The organism is Burkholderia sp. BKH01, assembly GCF_025685725.1.
GTDB classification, from domain to species: domain Bacteria; phylum Pseudomonadota; class Gammaproteobacteria; order Burkholderiales; family Burkholderiaceae; genus Burkholderia; species Burkholderia pyrrocinia_C.
In genome coordinates this window covers 1-16,558 of the sequence record NZ_JAOTQT010000049.1, presented here as the reverse complement: position 1 = coordinate 16,558, position 16,558 = coordinate 1, and the positions used below count along the sequence as shown (strand labels likewise).

Here is a 16,558-nt window from a genome sequence, read left to right as displayed (position 1 = left end):
CGCCGCGCCGGCCGACGTGCCGATGACGCCGTCGGCGGCCGCCGCGCACCACCTGAACGCCGACGACGCCGACATCGACCTGCCGAGCCTGCCCGCGCACGAAGCGGCCGCCGGGCGCCGCACGTGGCGCCCGGGCCCCGGTGCCGCGCCCGCCAACGGCGGCGAAGCCGATTCGATGTACGAGCGCTCGAAGCTGAACCCGGTGCTCACGTTCGACAACTTCGTGACCGGCAAGGCCAACCAGCTCGCGCGCGCCGCCGCGATCCAGGTCGCGGACAACCCCGGCATCTCGTACAACCCGCTGTTCCTGTACGGCGGCGTCGGCCTCGGCAAGACCCACCTGATCCACGCGATCGGCAACCAGCTGCTGCTCGACAAGGCCGGCGCGCGGATCCGCTACATCCACGCCGAGCAATACGTGTCGGACGTGGTGAAGGCGTACCAGCGCAAGGCGTTCGACGACTTCAAGCGCTACTACCACTCGCTCGACCTGCTGCTGATCGACGATATCCAGTTCTTCTCCGGCAAGTCGCGCACGCAAGAGGAATTCTTCTACGCGTTCGAGGCGCTGGTCGCGAACAAGGCGCAGGTGATCATCACCAGCGACACGTATCCGAAGGAGATCTCGGGGATCGACGATCGCCTGATCTCGCGCTTCGACTCGGGCCTCACCGTCGCGATCGAGCCGCCCGAGCTGGAAATGCGCGTCGCGATCCTGATGCGCAAGGCGCAGTCGGAAGGCGTGAACCTGTCGGAAGACGTCGCGTTCTTCGTCGCGAAGCACCTGCGCTCGAACGTGCGCGAACTCGAAGGCGCGCTGCGCAAGATCCTCGCGTATTCGAAGTTCCACGGCCGCGAGATCTCGATCGAGCTGACCAAGGAAGCGCTGAAGGACCTGCTGACCGTGCAGAACCGGCAGATTTCGGTCGAGAACATCCAGAAGACCGTCGCCGACTTCTACAACATCAAGGTCGCCGACATGTATTCGAAGAAGCGTCCGGCGAACATCGCGCGGCCGCGGCAGATCGCGATGTACCTGGCGAAGGAACTCACGCAGAAGAGCCTGCCGGAAATCGGCGAGCTGTTCGGCGGGCGCGATCACACCACCGTGCTGCACGCCGTGCGCAAGATCGCCGACGAGCGCAGCAAGGACGCGCAACTCAACCACGAGCTGCACGTGCTGGAACAGACGCTGAAGGGCTGAGCGCGCGGGCGCGCTTGATAATTCGGCATCCGCCCCAAATTAAGGGGGGCGGTTCGGTTTTGAGGCACAATACTGGTTTGACCGCTCCGGCGGTGGCGGGCCAAGAGCCCGGCCGGCGGGGCGCTGCGTGGCTGCTGCGCTGCAGGCCGTTACTCAACGAAGGAACTCTATGCAACTGGTCAAGACCGAACGAGACACCCTCCTCAGGCCGCTGCAAACGGTCAGCGGCATCGTCGAACGCCGCCATACGTTGCCGATCCTCGCCAACCTGCTGATCACCAAGAACGGCCCGGACGTTTCGTTCCTGTCGACCGACCTGGAGCTGCAGATCACCACGCGCGCCGATTTCGGCGTCGGCGGCGACCAGGTGGCCACCACCGTCGCGGCCCGCAAGCTGCTCGACATCCTGCGTGCGATGCCTGACGGCCAGGTCACGCTGTCGCTCGCCGACAAGCGCCTCACCGTTCAATCGGGCAAGAGCCGTTTCGCACTGCAAACCCTGGCGGCCGACGAGTTCCCGACCGTCGCGCAGGCGAAGGATTTCGGCGCAACCCTCACCGTCCCGCAGAAGTCGTTCCGCCAGTTGCTCGGCATGGTGCACTTCGCGATGGCGCAGCAGGACATCCGCTACTACCTGAACGGCATGCTGCTCGTCGTCGACGGCGACCAGCTGATGGCCGTGGCCACCGACGGCCACCGCCTCGCGTTTTCGTCGATGAAGCTCGAAGGCGGCACGTTCGGCCGCCAGGAAGTCATCGTCCCGCGCAAGACGATTCTCGAGCTGCAGCGTCTGCTCGAGGACATCGACGACACCGTCACCATCGACATCGCGCAAACCCAGGCCAAGTTCACGTTCGGCCAGGTCGAGCTCGTGTCGAAACTCGTCGAGGGCAAGTTCCCCGACTTCCAGCGCGTGATCCCGAAGGCGCACAAGAACACGTTCGAGATCGGCCGCGAAGAACTGCAGCGTTCGCTGCAACGCGCGGCCATCCTGACCTCGGACAAGTTCAAGGGCGTGCGCTGCATCATTGCGCCGGGCCAGCTGAAGATCATGTCGACCAACGCCGACCAGGAAGAGGCGCAGGAAGAACTGGAAATCGCGTACCAGGGCGACACCGTCGACATCGGCTTCAACGTCACGTATCTGCTCGACGTGCTCGCGAACCTGAAGGTCGACACCGTGCAGGTGAGCCTCGGCGACGCCAGCTCGAGCGCGCTGATCACGGTGCCCGAGAACGACGAGTTCAAGTATGTCGTGATGCCGATGCGCATCTGACGCGCGCGACATCACGACACACACCAGGGGGCGGCAAGCCCCTTTGGCGTTTTTATGGCGAACCGACAACCTGTCCTTCAGGTGCCTGATCGGCACCTCGGACGGGCCAGGAAACTGGAGCGGCCCGGCGATTTCTCGCTGAAACGCACCGCGCCGCCACTAGAGTGGCCTCGCAGAACCGGAAGATATCCATGAGTGAACAGCACAATTCGCAACCCGATAACAGCAGCTACGGCGCCTCGTCGATCCAGATCCTCGAAGGTCTGGAAGCGGTGCGCAAGCGCCCCGGGATGTACATCGGCGACACGTCGGACGGCACCGGTCTGCATCACCTCGTGTTCGAGGTGCTCGACAACTCGATCGACGAAGCGCTGGCCGGGTACTGCAACGACATCCAGGTGACGATTCACGTCGACAACTCGATTACCGTGACCGACAACGGCCGCGGGATTCCGACCGACGTGAAGATGAACGACAAGCACGAGCCGAAGCGCAGCGCCGCCGAGATCGTGATGACCGAGCTGCATGCGGGCGGCAAGTTCGACCAGAACAGCTACAAGGTGTCCGGCGGCCTGCACGGCGTGGGCGTGTCGTGCGTGAACGCGCTGTCGAGCTGGCTGCGCCTCACCGTGCGCCGCGGCGGCAAGAAGCGTTTCATGGAGTTCCATCGCGGCATCGCGCAGGATCGCGTGCTCGAGATGGTGGACGGCGTGGAAGTGTCGCCGATGCTGGTGACCGGCGATACCGAGAACCGCGGCACCGAAGTGCACTTCATGGCCGATCCGACCATTTTCGGCACGGTCGAGTATCACTACGACATCCTCGCGAAGCGGATGCGCGAGCTTTCGTTCCTGAACAACGGCGTGCGGATTCGTTTGACCGACCTGCGCAGCGGCAAGGAAGACGATTTCGCGTTCGCCGGCGGCGTGAAGGGCTTCGTCGAGTACATCAACAAGACGAAGACCAACCTGCATCCGACGGTTTTCCACGCCATCGGCGAGAAGGACGGCGTGGGTGTGGAAGTCGCGATGCAGTGGAACGACAGCTACAACGAGAACGTGCTGTGCTTCACGAACAACATTCCGCAGCGCGACGGCGGCACGCACCTGACCGGCCTGCGGGCCGCGATGACGCGCGTCATCAACAAGTACATCACCGACAACGAAATCGCGAAGAAGGCCAAGGTCGAGACGACCGGCGACGACATGCGCGAAGGGCTGTCGTGCGTGCTTTCCGTGAAGGTGCCGGAGCCGAAGTTCAGCTCGCAGACGAAGGACAAGCTGGTTTCGTCCGAAGTGCGCGCGCCGGTTGAAGAAGTCGTCGCGAAGGCGCTGGAAGAGTTCCTGCTGGAAACGCCGATCGACGCGAAGATCATCTGCGGGAAGATCGTCGAAGCCGCGCGTGCGCGCGATGCTGCACGGAAAGCGCGCGAGATGACGCGCCGCAAGGGCGTGCTCGACGGCGTCGGCCTGCCCGGCAAGCTCGCGGACTGCCAGGAGAAAGACCCGGCGAAGTGCGAAATCTACATCGTCGAGGGCGACTCGGCAGGCGGCTCGGCCAAGCAAGGGCGCGATCGCAAGTTCCAGGCGATCCTGCCGCTGCGCGGCAAGGTGCTGAACGTCGAGAAGGCGCGCTACGACAAGCTGCTGTCGTCGGAGCAGATCGTGACGCTGGTCACGGCACTCGGCTGCGGGATCGGCAAGGACGATTACAACCTCGACAAGCTGCGCTATCACCGCATCATCATCATGACCGACGCAGACGTCGACGGTGCGCACATCCGGACGCTGCTGCTCACGTTCCTGTATCGCCAAATGCCGGACATGATCGAGCGCGGGTATGTGTATATCGCGCAGCCGCCGCTTTACAAGATCAAGGCGGGCAAGGACGAGCGGTATCTGAAGGATGATGTGGAGCTGAACGCGCATATGCTGCGGTTGGCGCTGCAAGGGTCGGAGCTGGTGCCTGGGGAGAACGCGGCAGCGATTTCCGGCGATGCGCTCGGGGAGCTGGCGCGGTCGTATCTGCTGTCGCAGAGCGTGATCGGGCGGTTGAGCCGGTTGTATGACCCGGCGGCGCTGGAAGCGATCATGGACGGGGTGGCGATCGACCTTTCCAACGAGGCTTCGACGGAGGCTTCGGCGAAGGCTCTTCACGCTGCGTTGCATGACGAGGCTTTGAAGAACGAAGTGCGCGTGGTGCCTGCGTATGACGCTGTTCGGGAACAACGGTCGCTGCATGTCGAACGTACCCATCATGGGAATGTGCGGGTTTCGGTTATCGACCAGGAGTTCCAGCACACCGCGGATTATCAGCAGCTCGTGGCTACCGCGAATACGTTCACGGGGCTTATTGGGGAAGGTGCGGTTATCAAGCGTGGTGAGCGCAGCATGGCCGTGACGGACTTCAAGAGCGCGATGAAGTGGCTGCTGGCGGATGCCGAGCGGAATGTGTCGAAGCAGCGGTATAAGGGGCTCGGGGAGATGAACCCCGGGCAGCTGTGGGAAACGACGATGGATCCGGCGGTGCGGCGACTGCTGCGTGTGCAGATCGAGGACGCTATTGCCGCGGACGGGATCTTTACTACGCTCATGGGGGATGATGTCGAGCCGCGGAGAGCGTTTATTGAGAGCAATGCGTTGAGGGCGGGGAATATTGACGTTTGAGGCGACATGTGTCGAAAGTCACTATTAATGCAACTCACCCCGCAAATAACGACAGCTGAAGTCGCATTTAGTGAAAATTCTCGGGGTCGCTTAACGTGCATCGCACCTCTTTCTAGGCGTGCGTTGTCTGGTGGGTCGAGCACAACCACTGCGTCGGAATCACGACGCGAAGGTCAAGAGTTCGTTCCCCACGCTCCACCAACAGAACATCCAAGCAGTGCCGTAGAAGTTCTGAAACCCCGCGTAGCGTATGGGCTCACGGGGTTTTTTTGTTTTCTGGGCGTCCGGGCTGATCCGTTGACTTCCTCCACCGAAAAGGGAAGACTTTGCGGGCTACTGGCAATCCTGCGAAAGCAGTATTCACGAAATGGCACTCACCGCTACCGCCGCCAAGCAGGCCCAGCCCCTCGAGAAGCCGCAACGCAAAACCGGGGTATCAACCTCCGGTCAGCGCCGTGAAGAAATAGCAATCGACATATTTAGACAGTATTTAGAAACCTCATGCAAAGCGCACAACATCAAAACCTAGTCGGGTTCATCTGGAATATTGCCAATAAGCTGCGCGGCCCCTACCGTCCACCGCAGTATCGCCGCGTCATGCTGCCGCTGATTGTTCTGCGCCGCTTCGATCTGGTGCTGGCCGAGAACAAGCAGAAGGTACTCGACGAAAAGAAACGTCTGGAACACAAAGGCATCACTGGCCCCGCGCTGGAAAAGGCTCTTTCGCGTATCGCTTCCACTGATCGCAAGCAAGAGCTGTTTAACACCAGCGGCTTCACGTTTGAAAAGCTGCTGGGCGATGCGCCCAACATCGCGGGCAACCTGATTGCCTACATTCAGGGATTCTCGCCACGCGCCCGCGACATCTTCGATAAGTTCGAATTTGAAACCGAGATCGCAAAGCTGGATGAAGCCAACCGCCTCTACCTGATCATCAAAGAGTTCTGCTCGGCAGATATCAACCTCTCGCCCAAGGTAATCAGCAATTTGCAGATGGGTTACCTGTTCGAAGAACTGGTGCGCAAGTTCAACGAGCAAGCGAACGAAGAGGCTGGGGATCACTTCACCCCGCGTGAAGTCATCCGTCTGATGGTGCAACTGCTGTTCACCGGCGAAGATGGCATTTACGAGAAAGGCATCTACCGCAGTGTGTACGACCCCACCGCCGGTACGGGCGGCATGTTGTCGGAGTCTGAAAAATTCATCTGTGGCGATGGCTTCACTACAGGGCTCAACCCGGACGCCAACATCGAATTGTTTGGCCAGGAATACAACCCTGAGTCCTATGCCATCTGCTGCTCTGACCTGCTGATCAAGGACGAGCCGATCGACAACCTGATCTACGGCGACACCCTAGGCATCAAGGACGCCAAGAACAAGACTAATGGCTTCGTGTCGCACGACGGACACCCGGACAAGAAGTTCCACTACATGCTGGCCAACCCTCCCTTTGGCGTGGAGTGGAAGCCCGAAGAAGACTTCGTGCGCGAGGAGTACGCCGACCAAGGGTTCTCTGGTCGCTTCGGCGCGGGGTTGCCACGCATCAACGATGGCTCGCTGCTGTTCCTGCAGCACATGATCTCCAAGATGCACCAGCCTCCCAAGCTAGTCGACGGCAAGAACCTGGGTGGTGATGGCTCCAAAATCGCCATTGTGTTCAATGGCTCCCCCCTCTTCACTGGCGATGCCGGGTCAGGCGAATCCAATATCCGCCGTTGGATCATCGAGCGCGATATGCTCGATGCCGTGGTCGCTATGCCAGACCAGATGTTCTACAACACCGGCATTTACACTTACATCTGGATCGTCAGCAACAAGAAGCCTCCCCATCGCCGAGGCAAGGTGCAGCTAATCGACGGCACGCAGCATTTCAAAAAAATGGATAAGAGCTTAGGCAACAAGCGCAACGAGCTCTCAGATGACCACATCAAAAAGCTGGTGCGCCTATATGCCGAACACGGCCATGATGCCGTGAGCGACGTGTTGGCGGACGGCAAGCCCGAATCGCGCGTTTGCAGCAAGATCTTCGAGAATCGCGAGTTCGGTTACCTCAAGATCACTGTGGAACGTCCGTTGCGCTTGAACTTTCAGGCCAGTGCAGAGCGAATCGCTAAGCTGAATGAGCAAAGTGCCTTCGTCAACCTTGCCAGCAGTAAGAAGCGCAAGAGCGACGCGGCCTATGCTGCTGAGGTGGCTGAAGGTAAAGAGACTCAGGCCGCCATCAAAGCTGCCCTGCAAGGCATGGATAGTGAAACGCTGTACCGCAACCGCCCCGCATTCGAAGCCGTACTCGGAAAGACCTTGAAAAAGGCGGGCATTAGGGTTGGCGCACCGATCAGGAAAGCGATCTTGGCGGCGCTCTCCGAGCGCGACACCGAAGCCGATATTTGCCTAGACGCCAAAGGCAAGCCCGAGCCCGATGCCGATCTGCGCGACACCGAAATCGTCGCCTTACCGCAAGACATCAGCTTGCCGCTGCCGCTGGGATACGATAACGAAACCGGTCACGACAAGCTGTTAGCCCTGGTGCAAGACCACTGCGAGGACTACCTCAAGACCGAAGTCCTGCCACACGTTGCGGATGCCTGGATCGACCACAGCAAGACCAAGGCTGGGTACGAAATCCCGCTTACCCGCCATTTCTATGTCTACCAACCGCCGCGCCCGCTGGACGTGATTGCGGGCGAAATCAGTCAGCTAGAAAAAGACATCTTGGCTATGCTGAGCGAGGTTGTGTGATGACGCTTTATCCACAGTACAAAAAATACAAATCGACTCGCTGTGCTTGGCTAGCGGAGATACCCGAGCATTGGGAAATCAAGCGAATCAAAAGCGTAGCCACATATAACGATGAGACTCTTGATGAGCGAACTGATCCTGACTTTGAAATTGACTACGTAGATATTTCAAGCGTCACGATGACCAACGGAATTGAAAAGATCGAGACGATTCAATTTGAAAAAGCACCATCTCGAGCGAGAAGAAAAGTTAAAAACGGTGACATCATCGTGTCAACCGTTCGGACCTACCTCAAGGCAATTGCACCGATTTGTGATCCTCCGGAAAACATGATCGTTTCAACCGGCTTCGCGGTTATTCGCCCCCAAAAAAACTTCCATTCTGGATTTGCAGGCTATCTTCTCCAGTCCCATGGATTTGTTGGTGAGGTAGCCTCGAATTCCGTAGGCGTAAGCTACCCGGCTATCAACGCCAGCGACCTGGTTCGAATTCCGGCTGTGGAACCCCCACTACAGGAGCAGCAAACTATCGCCCGCTTCCTCGATTTCAAGACGGCACAAATTGATGCACTGATCTCCAGGCAGAAAATCTTGCTCGATAAACTGGCCGAAAAGCGCACGGCTCTCATCAGCCACGCCGTGACCAAGGGGCTTGATCAATCAGTGCCAATGAAGGATTCGAAAGAAGCGTGGTTGGGGCAGGTGCCGGAGCACTGGAAAATGACGCGCATACGCTTTGTAATCGAAGCGTTGGAGCAGGGATGGTCGCCACAATGCAACAACTATCCTGCTGATGGCGAGCAGTGGGGTGTTATGAAAGTTGGTTGCGTAAATGGTGACCGGTTTGACGCTTCCGAGAACAAAGCATTGCCGGAGGATTTGGACCCGCTCATCAAATATGAGCTTCGCAATGGTGACATATTGGTTAGCAGAGCAAATACGAAGGAATTGCTTGGTAGCGCAGCACTAGTTGCAAACGTTCGCCCGCGCCTTCTTCTTTGCGACAAGTTATATCGAATGAAAGCGGCCGCTCTTGTTGATGCAGATTATTTGGTGAGATTTCTTAGATCTTCCATTGCAAGATATCACTATGAACGCCATGCCACTGGCACCAGTGGTTCTATGCAAAACATTGGCCAAGATACATTGAAGAACGTTCCATTTCCCTTGCCCCCAAAGGCTGAGCAAAAGCGAATTTCTGAATATTTAAATGATGTCGACTCCGATATTTCCTTGCAGATAAAAAAGGCGGGGAAGGTCATTGAGAAGCTCAAAGAGTACCGATCTGCTCTGGTTACCAACGCCGTCACCGGAAAGATCGATGTGCGTGGTTTTACAGTTCCGCAGGCCGTCGACGGTGTGGCCTGATGAACGGAGGTGAAGCCAAATGGCGTTGAACGCGCAGGGGTACTTCAACTGCTTGAAGTCCTACTTGAATACTAACCACTACGGCGAGCCGCAGGCCACCGCCACTGAAGTGGTATTGAAGGAGAAAGTGTTCGGAAAAAGCGGCAGCAAGCCCATTGACTATAAGGTGAGCTTGCAAACCACGGGTGAAACATTCGTCATCAAGCTTGACGCCAAGAAGAACGGTACCTCGCCACCCTTGTTTCACTTTCTGGACGACAACGCCAAACCCTGGTCGAAGCGATGTGACTTTGTAGTGTTCAATTTGCGTAAAAGCAAGTTGCATGTGTACTGCCTTGAGTTCAAATCAGAGAGCATTCCGCACGATGTGCCTGAGCAGCTGAAAGCCAGTGTGGATTGGCTCAAGGCATTGCACGCAACAATCAACGCTTACACGACTAAGCGCAGTCCCCTTCACGCCACAAAGTATGTGTTGAGCAACCATCAGGACCCGACGCCCTATCTGGATGCGGATGGCAAGTACCTGCGGCGCGATCACACAATACGTCATTATCGATATATGGACGTCAACGGCATGGCATTGGCGGATTTGGACAACAGTAATATTGAGACGATTCGCTAACAGGCCGAATCCAATGCATTTACGGGGTGAAAAATGCACAAAGAAATCGACTTTGAAAACGACATCGAGCACGTGCTCACCGAGAGCGGCGGCTACGAAAAAGGCGACCCGAGCGCCTATGACCCGGAAATCGCGCTGTTCCCGGCGGATGTCGTAGCCTTTGTGCAGAAGACGCAGCCCAAAATGTGGGCACGACTGACCCAATTGGATACGGCTAAAGCCCCAGCAATATTGCTGGACAGTTTGGTGAAGGAGCTTGCCGCCAAAGGGGCTCTGGCGATCTTGCGCGAGGGTTTCAAGTGCGTGGGCAAGACAGTGCGGCTGACGTACTTTGCGCCCAACACCGGCCTAGACCCCGCAAGCACCGAGCGCTACGATGACAACCGCCTAACCATCGTCCGACAGGTGCATACCAAGAGCGGGGCGATTCCCGATGTGGTTTTGGCGGTGAATGGTTTGCCCGTTGCCACGCTCGAACTCAAAAACCCGATGTCGGCCACGCGCTGGAATGTGGAGCGCGCGAAACATCAGTATCGGTTCGAGCGTGACCCGAAGGAACTGTTGTTCGCCTTCAAACAGCGTTGCCTGGTGCATTTCGCCGTGGATACCGAGCAGGTAGCCATGTCCACCAAGTTGGAGGGGAAGGACACCTTTTTCTTACCCTTCAACCTGGGGCACAACCACGGCGCTGGTAATCCGCCAACGGCCGGCGATGTGCGCACGACCTACCTTTGGCATAACGTACTGACCCGCGATAGCCTGATGGACATCTTGGCGCGTTTCATCCATTTGGATATAGAGGAGAAGACAGTCGTCACGGAAAAGGGCATTAAGCGGCACCGAAAGGAGACGATGATTTTCCCGCGCTACCACCAGCTGGATGCGGTGCGCACCCTGACCGATCACGCTCAAGTTCATGGCTCGGGTCACAACTACCTGATCCAGCATTCCGCCGGCTCGGGAAAATCGAACTCGATTGCGTGGCTTGCGTACCGACTTTCCTGTCTGCACAACGCCAGCAACGATAAGATTTTTCATTCCGTGGTGGTGATCACTGACCGGCTTGTGCTCGACCAGCAGTTGCAGGACACCATCTTCCAGTTCGAGCACAAGCTGGGCGTGGTGCAGAAGATCGACGAAAATACTCAACAGTTGGCCAGGGCACTGGCGGATGGTGTGCCGATCATCATTTCAACCATCCAGAAATTTCCGTTCATCACCCAAGCCATCCGAACGATGGAGGCCAATGGCAAGGGTGTCGCCATCTCGACAGCGGGAAAGCGGTTCGCGGTGATCGTGGACGAGGCACACAGTTCACAAAGTGGTGAAACCGCGATGGAGCTGCGCAAGATATTGAACAAGGATGGTATTGAATCCACCATCGCCGAACAGCTGCTCGATCTGGACGACGATGCCTTGAGTGAGGAAGCAAAGAAGGAGTTGTTGCGCGAACAACTCAAGCGCGCCAAGCAGCCCAACTTAAGTTTCTTCGCCTTCACCGCAACACCGAAGTTCAAGACGCTGGCCGTTTTCGACGAGCCTGGCCCCGATGGCAAAGCGCCGTTCCACCACTACAGCATGCGCCAGGCCATCGAAGAAGGCTTCATCCATGACGTGTTGGCGCACTACACTTGCTACAAGCGCTACTACAAGTTGATCCAGAAGGTGGAGGCGGATCCCGAAGTGCCGCGCCGCAAGGCCGCACGCGCGCTGGCACGGTTCGTTGAGTTTCACGACTACGAGATCGCGCAGAAGGTCGAGGTAATTGTTGAGCACTTCCGCACTCATACCCGCCACAAAATTGGCGGCCGAGCCAAAGCGATGGTCGTGACCGGTTCGCGCGAGCATGCCGTGCGCTACAAGCTGGGGTTCGATAAGTACATCAAGGACAGGGGTTACACCGACGTGAAATCACTGGTGGCGTTCTCGGGCGAGATCACACTCAAGGAGTTCGCTGACAAGAAATTCACCGAAGTGGGCATGAACAACGGTATCAAAGAATCCGAGCTGCCGGAAAAGTTCAACACCGAGGAATACCAGATCCTACTGGTAGCGGAGAAATACCAGACGGGCTTTGACCAGCCGCTGTTACACAGCATGTACGTCGACAAGCGCTTATCTGGAATTCAGGCGGTGCAAACCCTGTCACGCTTAAACCGTACCACGCGCGGCAAGACCGACACGTTCGTACTCGACTTTGTCAACGAGCCTGCCGACATCTACACTGCCTTCAAGCCATATTACGAAGCGACCGACAAGGGCGACGATACCGATCCGCAGCAACTCAATACGCTGGAGCATTCGCTGGCAGGCTGGAAGATATACACCGCAGCGGAAGTCAGCGCGTGGAGTGAGATCTGGTTCCGGAATCGGCTGAATCCCACTGGTGGCGAACACAAGAAATTGAACGGCCTACTTGATCTGGCGATTGAGCGCTTCAAGCAGCTTGAGGAAGAAGATCAGAACTTGTTCAAAGCGCAGCTGGTCAGCTTTCGCAATCTGTACAGCTTTGTCTCTCAAATCGTGCCGTACCAGGACTCAGATCACGAGAAACTGTACACCTACGCCCGCTTCTTGCTGACTAAGCTGCCGCGGACGATGGACAACCGAGCAGTTCAGGTCGACGACGAAGTAGAACTTAAGTATTACCGTCTGCAAAAGATCAGCGAAGGAGCCATTGACCTGAAGGCCGGCGACGCCGACGCGCTGGAAGGGCCGTCCGATGTGGGTACCGGTCAGGCAGACGAGGAAGTACAGCTTTCGACTTTGGTGGACAAGCTCAATGAACGCTTCGGCACAGAATTCACTCCCGCTGATCAGCTCTTTTTTGATCAAGTCCGCGAAACCGCTGTAGCCAATGAGCAATTGCGGCAGGCAATTTTGGCTAACAGTATCGAAAACTTCGAGCCTGTGTTCAACAAGCAACTCGAAAATCTGTTCATTGAGCGCATGGATGGAAACGAAGAAATTTTCGTACGCTTAATGAATGACGAGGCATTTAGGAATATTGCTGCCGGCCATTTGATGCGGGCGGTGTATCAGCAAGTCAAGTCGGCTGGAGATTGATATGGCATTGAATTTGGCGAAGGTCGTATTGGACTGCCTGAAAGAGCGCGTCGATGAAAAGCTGACTGCGCGACAGATCGCCGAGTGGATTTTTGAAACCTATCCAGCCGAATGTCAGGAGAAAAAAGCCAACAGCCGGAGCGACTACATCAAAACAAATGCCGACCTGGTGCAACAGCTGGTCGCGGAAATTGGTAGTCGACGTCCTAATTGGCAGAAACGCGACCCCAACCTCAAAACAACCGAGGGGCGGCCACGGAAGTACTACTATTCGACGATGTCTGACATCGCGGAGGTGGAGGCCGCAGAAGGCGTGGTTGTCGCGACGGCAGATGCCAGTGAAGCAACGTTGGGCGAGCACGCGCTGTATCCGCTGCTCTCACTGTATCTGTGGGAGGAGTTTGGGGTTCATTCGAAGCGCATCGACGAAAAACGCTCATCAAACAAGCGCGGACCAAACGGTAACCGCTGGCTGTATCCAGACGTGGTCGGAATGAAAGACTTGGGAGCAGAGTGGCATCAAGAGGTGCGAGACTGCGTGAACCAGTATTCGGACAAGCGCACCAAGCTGTGGTCGTTCGAAGCTAAGTTGCTGATCAATCGGTCGAACGTCCGTGAATGCTTCTTCCAGGCAGTGTCCAATTCGTCATGGGCGAACTTCGGCTATCTGGTCGCTGCGGAGATCGAGGGACAGGACACGCTGAAGGAACTGCGAATGCTGTTCGCAGCGCACGGCATTGGCCTGATCAAGCTGGATGCCGATAACCCGGCAGAAAGCCAGGTCTTGATTCCAGCTCGCGAAAGAGATGAGATCGATTGGGATATGGCCAACCGGCTGGCTACCGAGAACCGGGACTTTCTCCAATATGTGAAGCTTGTGAAGCAGTTCTATCAGACCGGTGAGGCGCGCCCGGCGGATTGGGACCTTCCCGAGACAGAGGACTGAGATGTTCGATTGTGCGATTCGCAGACATCGTTTCACTTGTATTAGCCGGGACCTGCCCCCTGCAAACAGGGCCAGCCGGAGTCTAGTAGAGTTCGTTTTCGGAGAAGAAGACGAACATGAAGAAGCGCTTTACGGAACAGCAAATCATCGGGTTTCTGAAGGAAGCCGAGGCCGGTATGCCGGTCAAGGAACTGTGCAGGAAGCACGGGTTCAGTGACGCGTCGTTCTACACCTGGCGCGCGAAGTTCGGCGGCATGGAAGTCTCGGAAGCCCGCCGGCTCAAGGACCTCGAGGTGGAGAATGCCCGGCTGAAGAAACTGCTGGCCGAAGCAATGCTCGATATGGAAGCGTTGAAGGTCGTCGTCAAGGGAAAGCCCTGAGCCCGCAAGCCAAACGCGAAGCAGTGTCGGCGATTCGGGAGAAGGTCAACATCTCCGAGCGCCGCGCCTGCCGGCTTGTCGGGCTTTCTCGCAGCGTGCTGCATTACGACGCGAAGCCGGACCACGAGAATGAGGTGCTAGCGGCGCGTCTGGTGGAGTTGGCGCACGAACGTCGTCGATTCGGCTACCGCCGACTGCACGCCCTGCTGGAACGCGAAGGCACGCACGCCAATCACATGCTGTAATTGCCTCTCCGGCTAACGGTGGAGGTTGCCATGGAAACGTATGTGGGTCTCGATGTCTCGCAGAAGGCGACAGCGGTATGCGTAGTGGACAGGGACGGCAGCGTGGTCTGGCGTGGAACTGTAGCTTCGAATCCTGATGCCATCGCCGACACTATCAAGCAGCAGGCTCCTGAAACCAAACGCGTTGGTATGGAAACGGGGCCGCTTGCGGTGTGGTTCTATCACGGGTTGCGCGAAAGGAATGTTCCTGTCGATTGCATTCATGCCCGCCATGTCCATGCCGCGCTCGCAACGCAGCTAAACAAGACCGATAGCAACGACGCTCATGGCATCGCGCAACTCACGCGTAGTGGCTGGTATCGCGCGGTCGAAATCAAGAGTATTGCCAGCCATGAAGTCCGACTACTCCTCGGCGCGCGTAGCCAACTGATCAGTATGCGCACCAGCTTGTACAACCAGATCCGGGGTGTGCTCAAAACCTTCGGCGTTGTGCTGCCTCCAGGAACACGAAGCACTTTCGAGAGGCTCGTCGAAGAGCGTACGCCATCGACATCACTGATCCGCGGGGTGATCGGTATCCTGCTCGACAGTTGGAGGCATATTGACGGGCAAGTTCGCGAAACCGACCGCGCGCTCCAGCGAATTGCACGCGCAAGTGATGTCTGTCGACGCCTGATGACCGTTCCGGGCGTCGGCGTGACAACGGCAGTCGCATTTGCTGCTGCAGTCGACAATCCGGAACGATTCCGCCGTGTCGGCGACATTGGCCCGTATCTCGGGCTGACGCCAAAGAAGTATCAATCAGGCGAGGTGGACCACAACGGTGGAATATCCAAGACAGGCTGCAGGCTCACCAGACACATGCTGTTCGAGGCGGCGTCGACCCTGATACTGCGTCACAAACGCGACTGCGCACTCCGACGCTGGGCGCAATCACTGATCCCCAGGATCGGCTTGCGCAAAGCGCTGGTCGCAACCGCGCGCAAACTCGCCACGCTATTACTCTCAATGTGGAGAAGCGGGAAGGAATTCAACCCGGGATAACCGAGTACCTGCGCTCGTAACTCGCTTAGCTTGTGCAACTGCCGCACTGGTTCATTCAGGCTGATTACGTCGCCGCAACGATTCCTTGACGCGCTTTGCGGAAAAACCGCGGCAATCACATCGGAACGTTGTAGCGACCATCTAACGGCACGTTGTGGCTCGAAAGCGACCACGAAGACGACAAGGAAACGGCTGGTCTGAACCTTATCTAGGAGCAGGACCTATTGACAGCAATTAGACGACAAGCGCATCTATCGCCTGTACCGTGAGGCAGGGTTGGCTGTGCGGCGCCGTCGCAAGCGCCACGGCGTAATGATTGAGCGCGAGCAACTGGCATTGCCGGGCGCACCCAACGAGGTGTGGTCAATCGATTTCGTGATGGATGCGCTTTCCAACGGCCGGCGCGTGAAGTGCCTGACCGTCGTCGACGATTTCACGAAAGAGGCTGTCGACATCGTCGTCGACCATGGTATCTCCGGTTTGTATGTCACTCGGGCATTGGACCGTGCAGCTCGCTTCCGTGGCTATCCCAAGGCGGTGCGAACAGACCAGGGACCCGAATTTACGAGCCGCGCGCTTGACCAGTGGGCGTATGCGAACGGCGTCACTCTGAAGTTGATTCCGGCGGGCAAGCCAACGCAGAATGCGTACATCGAATCGTTCAACGGCAAGTTCCGCGACGAATGCCTTAACGAGCACTGGTTCACGACGCTCGCGCACGCTCGGGCTGTCATCGCGGCATGGCGTCAGGACTACAACGAGCAAAGGCCGCACAGTGCACTGAACTACCTTGCGCCGTCAGAGTTTGCGGCGAAACATCGGGCAACCGCGGATGCTCCTGCCGCTTTCCAGGAGTTGGTTTAAAGGGACTTTGCTAGAAGCCCATTGGCCTTATTGAAGGGGGCAGGACACCAATGCAAAAACCCCCGCCTTTCGGGCGGGGGTTCTTGGCTTAGGGAGCCTGACGATTACCTACTTTCACACGGGAATCCGCACTATCATC

Annotated in this window: 9 protein-coding genes and 2 pseudogenes; all 11 read left to right on the top strand. The window is 57.5% G+C overall.

The features are described from left to right. A partial coding sequence (dnaA, locus tag OEJ37_RS34590; RefSeq protein WP_263349492.1) for a chromosomal replication initiator protein DnaA occupies positions 1-1,204 on the top strand: 1,204 nt, incomplete at its 5' end. A 169-nt stretch (positions 1,205-1,373) separates the two neighbouring features. Further along, on the top strand, positions 1,374-2,480 hold the full coding sequence (gene dnaN / locus OEJ37_RS34585; protein ID WP_006756934.1) for a DNA polymerase III subunit beta: 1,107 nt from the start codon (positions 1,374-1,376) through the stop codon (positions 2,478-2,480). 191 nt (positions 2,481-2,671) lie between these two features. Further along, the gene (gene gyrB, locus OEJ37_RS34580) at positions 2,672-5,146 is read left to right on the top strand and encodes a DNA topoisomerase (ATP-hydrolyzing) subunit B (RefSeq protein WP_263349489.1); all 2,475 of its coding nucleotides are present in this window, start codon (positions 2,672-2,674) and stop codon (positions 5,144-5,146) included. A gap of 501 nt (positions 5,147-5,647) precedes the next feature. Continuing rightward, entirely contained in the window at positions 5,648-7,885 is a 2,238-nt protein-coding gene (locus OEJ37_RS34575) for a class I SAM-dependent DNA methyltransferase (RefSeq protein WP_263349488.1), read from the top strand. After that, complete coding sequence (locus OEJ37_RS34570; RefSeq protein WP_263349486.1) at positions 7,885-9,252, top strand: restriction endonuclease subunit S; 1,368 nt, start codon at positions 7,885-7,887, stop codon at positions 9,250-9,252. Before OEJ37_RS34575 ends, OEJ37_RS34570 begins: the two co-directional genes overlap by 1 nt. Positions 9,253-9,271: 19 nt before the next feature. Then, the gene (locus tag OEJ37_RS34565) at positions 9,272-9,874 is read left to right on the top strand and encodes a hypothetical protein (protein ID WP_263349485.1); all 603 of its coding nucleotides are present in this window, start codon (positions 9,272-9,274) and stop codon (positions 9,872-9,874) included. Positions 9,875-9,907: 33 nt separating this feature from the next. Further along, positions 9,908-12,940, top strand: coding sequence for a type I restriction endonuclease subunit R (locus OEJ37_RS34560; protein ID WP_263349483.1), 3,033 nt, complete (start codon positions 9,908-9,910; stop codon positions 12,938-12,940). Position 12,941: 1 nt separating this feature from the next. Beyond that, positions 12,942-13,886, top strand: coding sequence for a COG2958 family protein (locus tag OEJ37_RS34555; RefSeq protein ID WP_263349481.1), 945 nt, complete (start codon positions 12,942-12,944; stop codon positions 13,884-13,886). A 116-nt stretch (positions 13,887-14,002) separates the two neighbouring features. After that, a pseudogene (locus OEJ37_RS34550) lies at positions 14,003-14,502 on the top strand (IS3-like element IS407 family transposase); the annotation flags it as partial. 39 nt (positions 14,503-14,541) lie between these two features. Then, entirely contained in the window at positions 14,542-15,555 is a 1,014-nt protein-coding gene (locus OEJ37_RS34545) for an IS110 family transposase (protein WP_263349480.1), read from the top strand. A 234-nt stretch (positions 15,556-15,789) separates the two neighbouring features. Beyond that, positions 15,790-16,419, top strand: a pseudogene (locus OEJ37_RS34540) (IS3-like element IS407 family transposase); the annotation flags it as partial. Positions 16,420-16,558 lie beyond the last annotated feature (139 nt).

Coding starts and splice junctions, on each gene's coding strand:
- dnaN (WP_006756934.1), top strand. CDS start 1,374: ATGCAACTGGTCAAGACCGAACGAGACACCCTCCTCAGGCCGCTGCAA.
- gyrB (WP_263349489.1), top strand. CDS start 2,672: ATGAGTGAACAGCACAATTCGCAACCCGATAACAGCAGCTACGGCGCC.
- OEJ37_RS34575 (WP_263349488.1), top strand. CDS start 5,648: ATGCAAAGCGCACAACATCAAAACCTAGTCGGGTTCATCTGGAATATT.
- OEJ37_RS34570 (WP_263349486.1), top strand. CDS start 7,885: ATGACGCTTTATCCACAGTACAAAAAATACAAATCGACTCGCTGTGCT.
- OEJ37_RS34565 (WP_263349485.1), top strand. CDS start 9,272: ATGGCGTTGAACGCGCAGGGGTACTTCAACTGCTTGAAGTCCTACTTG.
- OEJ37_RS34560 (WP_263349483.1), top strand. CDS start 9,908: ATGCACAAAGAAATCGACTTTGAAAACGACATCGAGCACGTGCTCACC.
- OEJ37_RS34555 (WP_263349481.1), top strand. CDS start 12,942: ATGGCATTGAATTTGGCGAAGGTCGTATTGGACTGCCTGAAAGAGCGC.
- OEJ37_RS34545 (WP_263349480.1), top strand. CDS start 14,542: ATGGAAACGTATGTGGGTCTCGATGTCTCGCAGAAGGCGACAGCGGTA.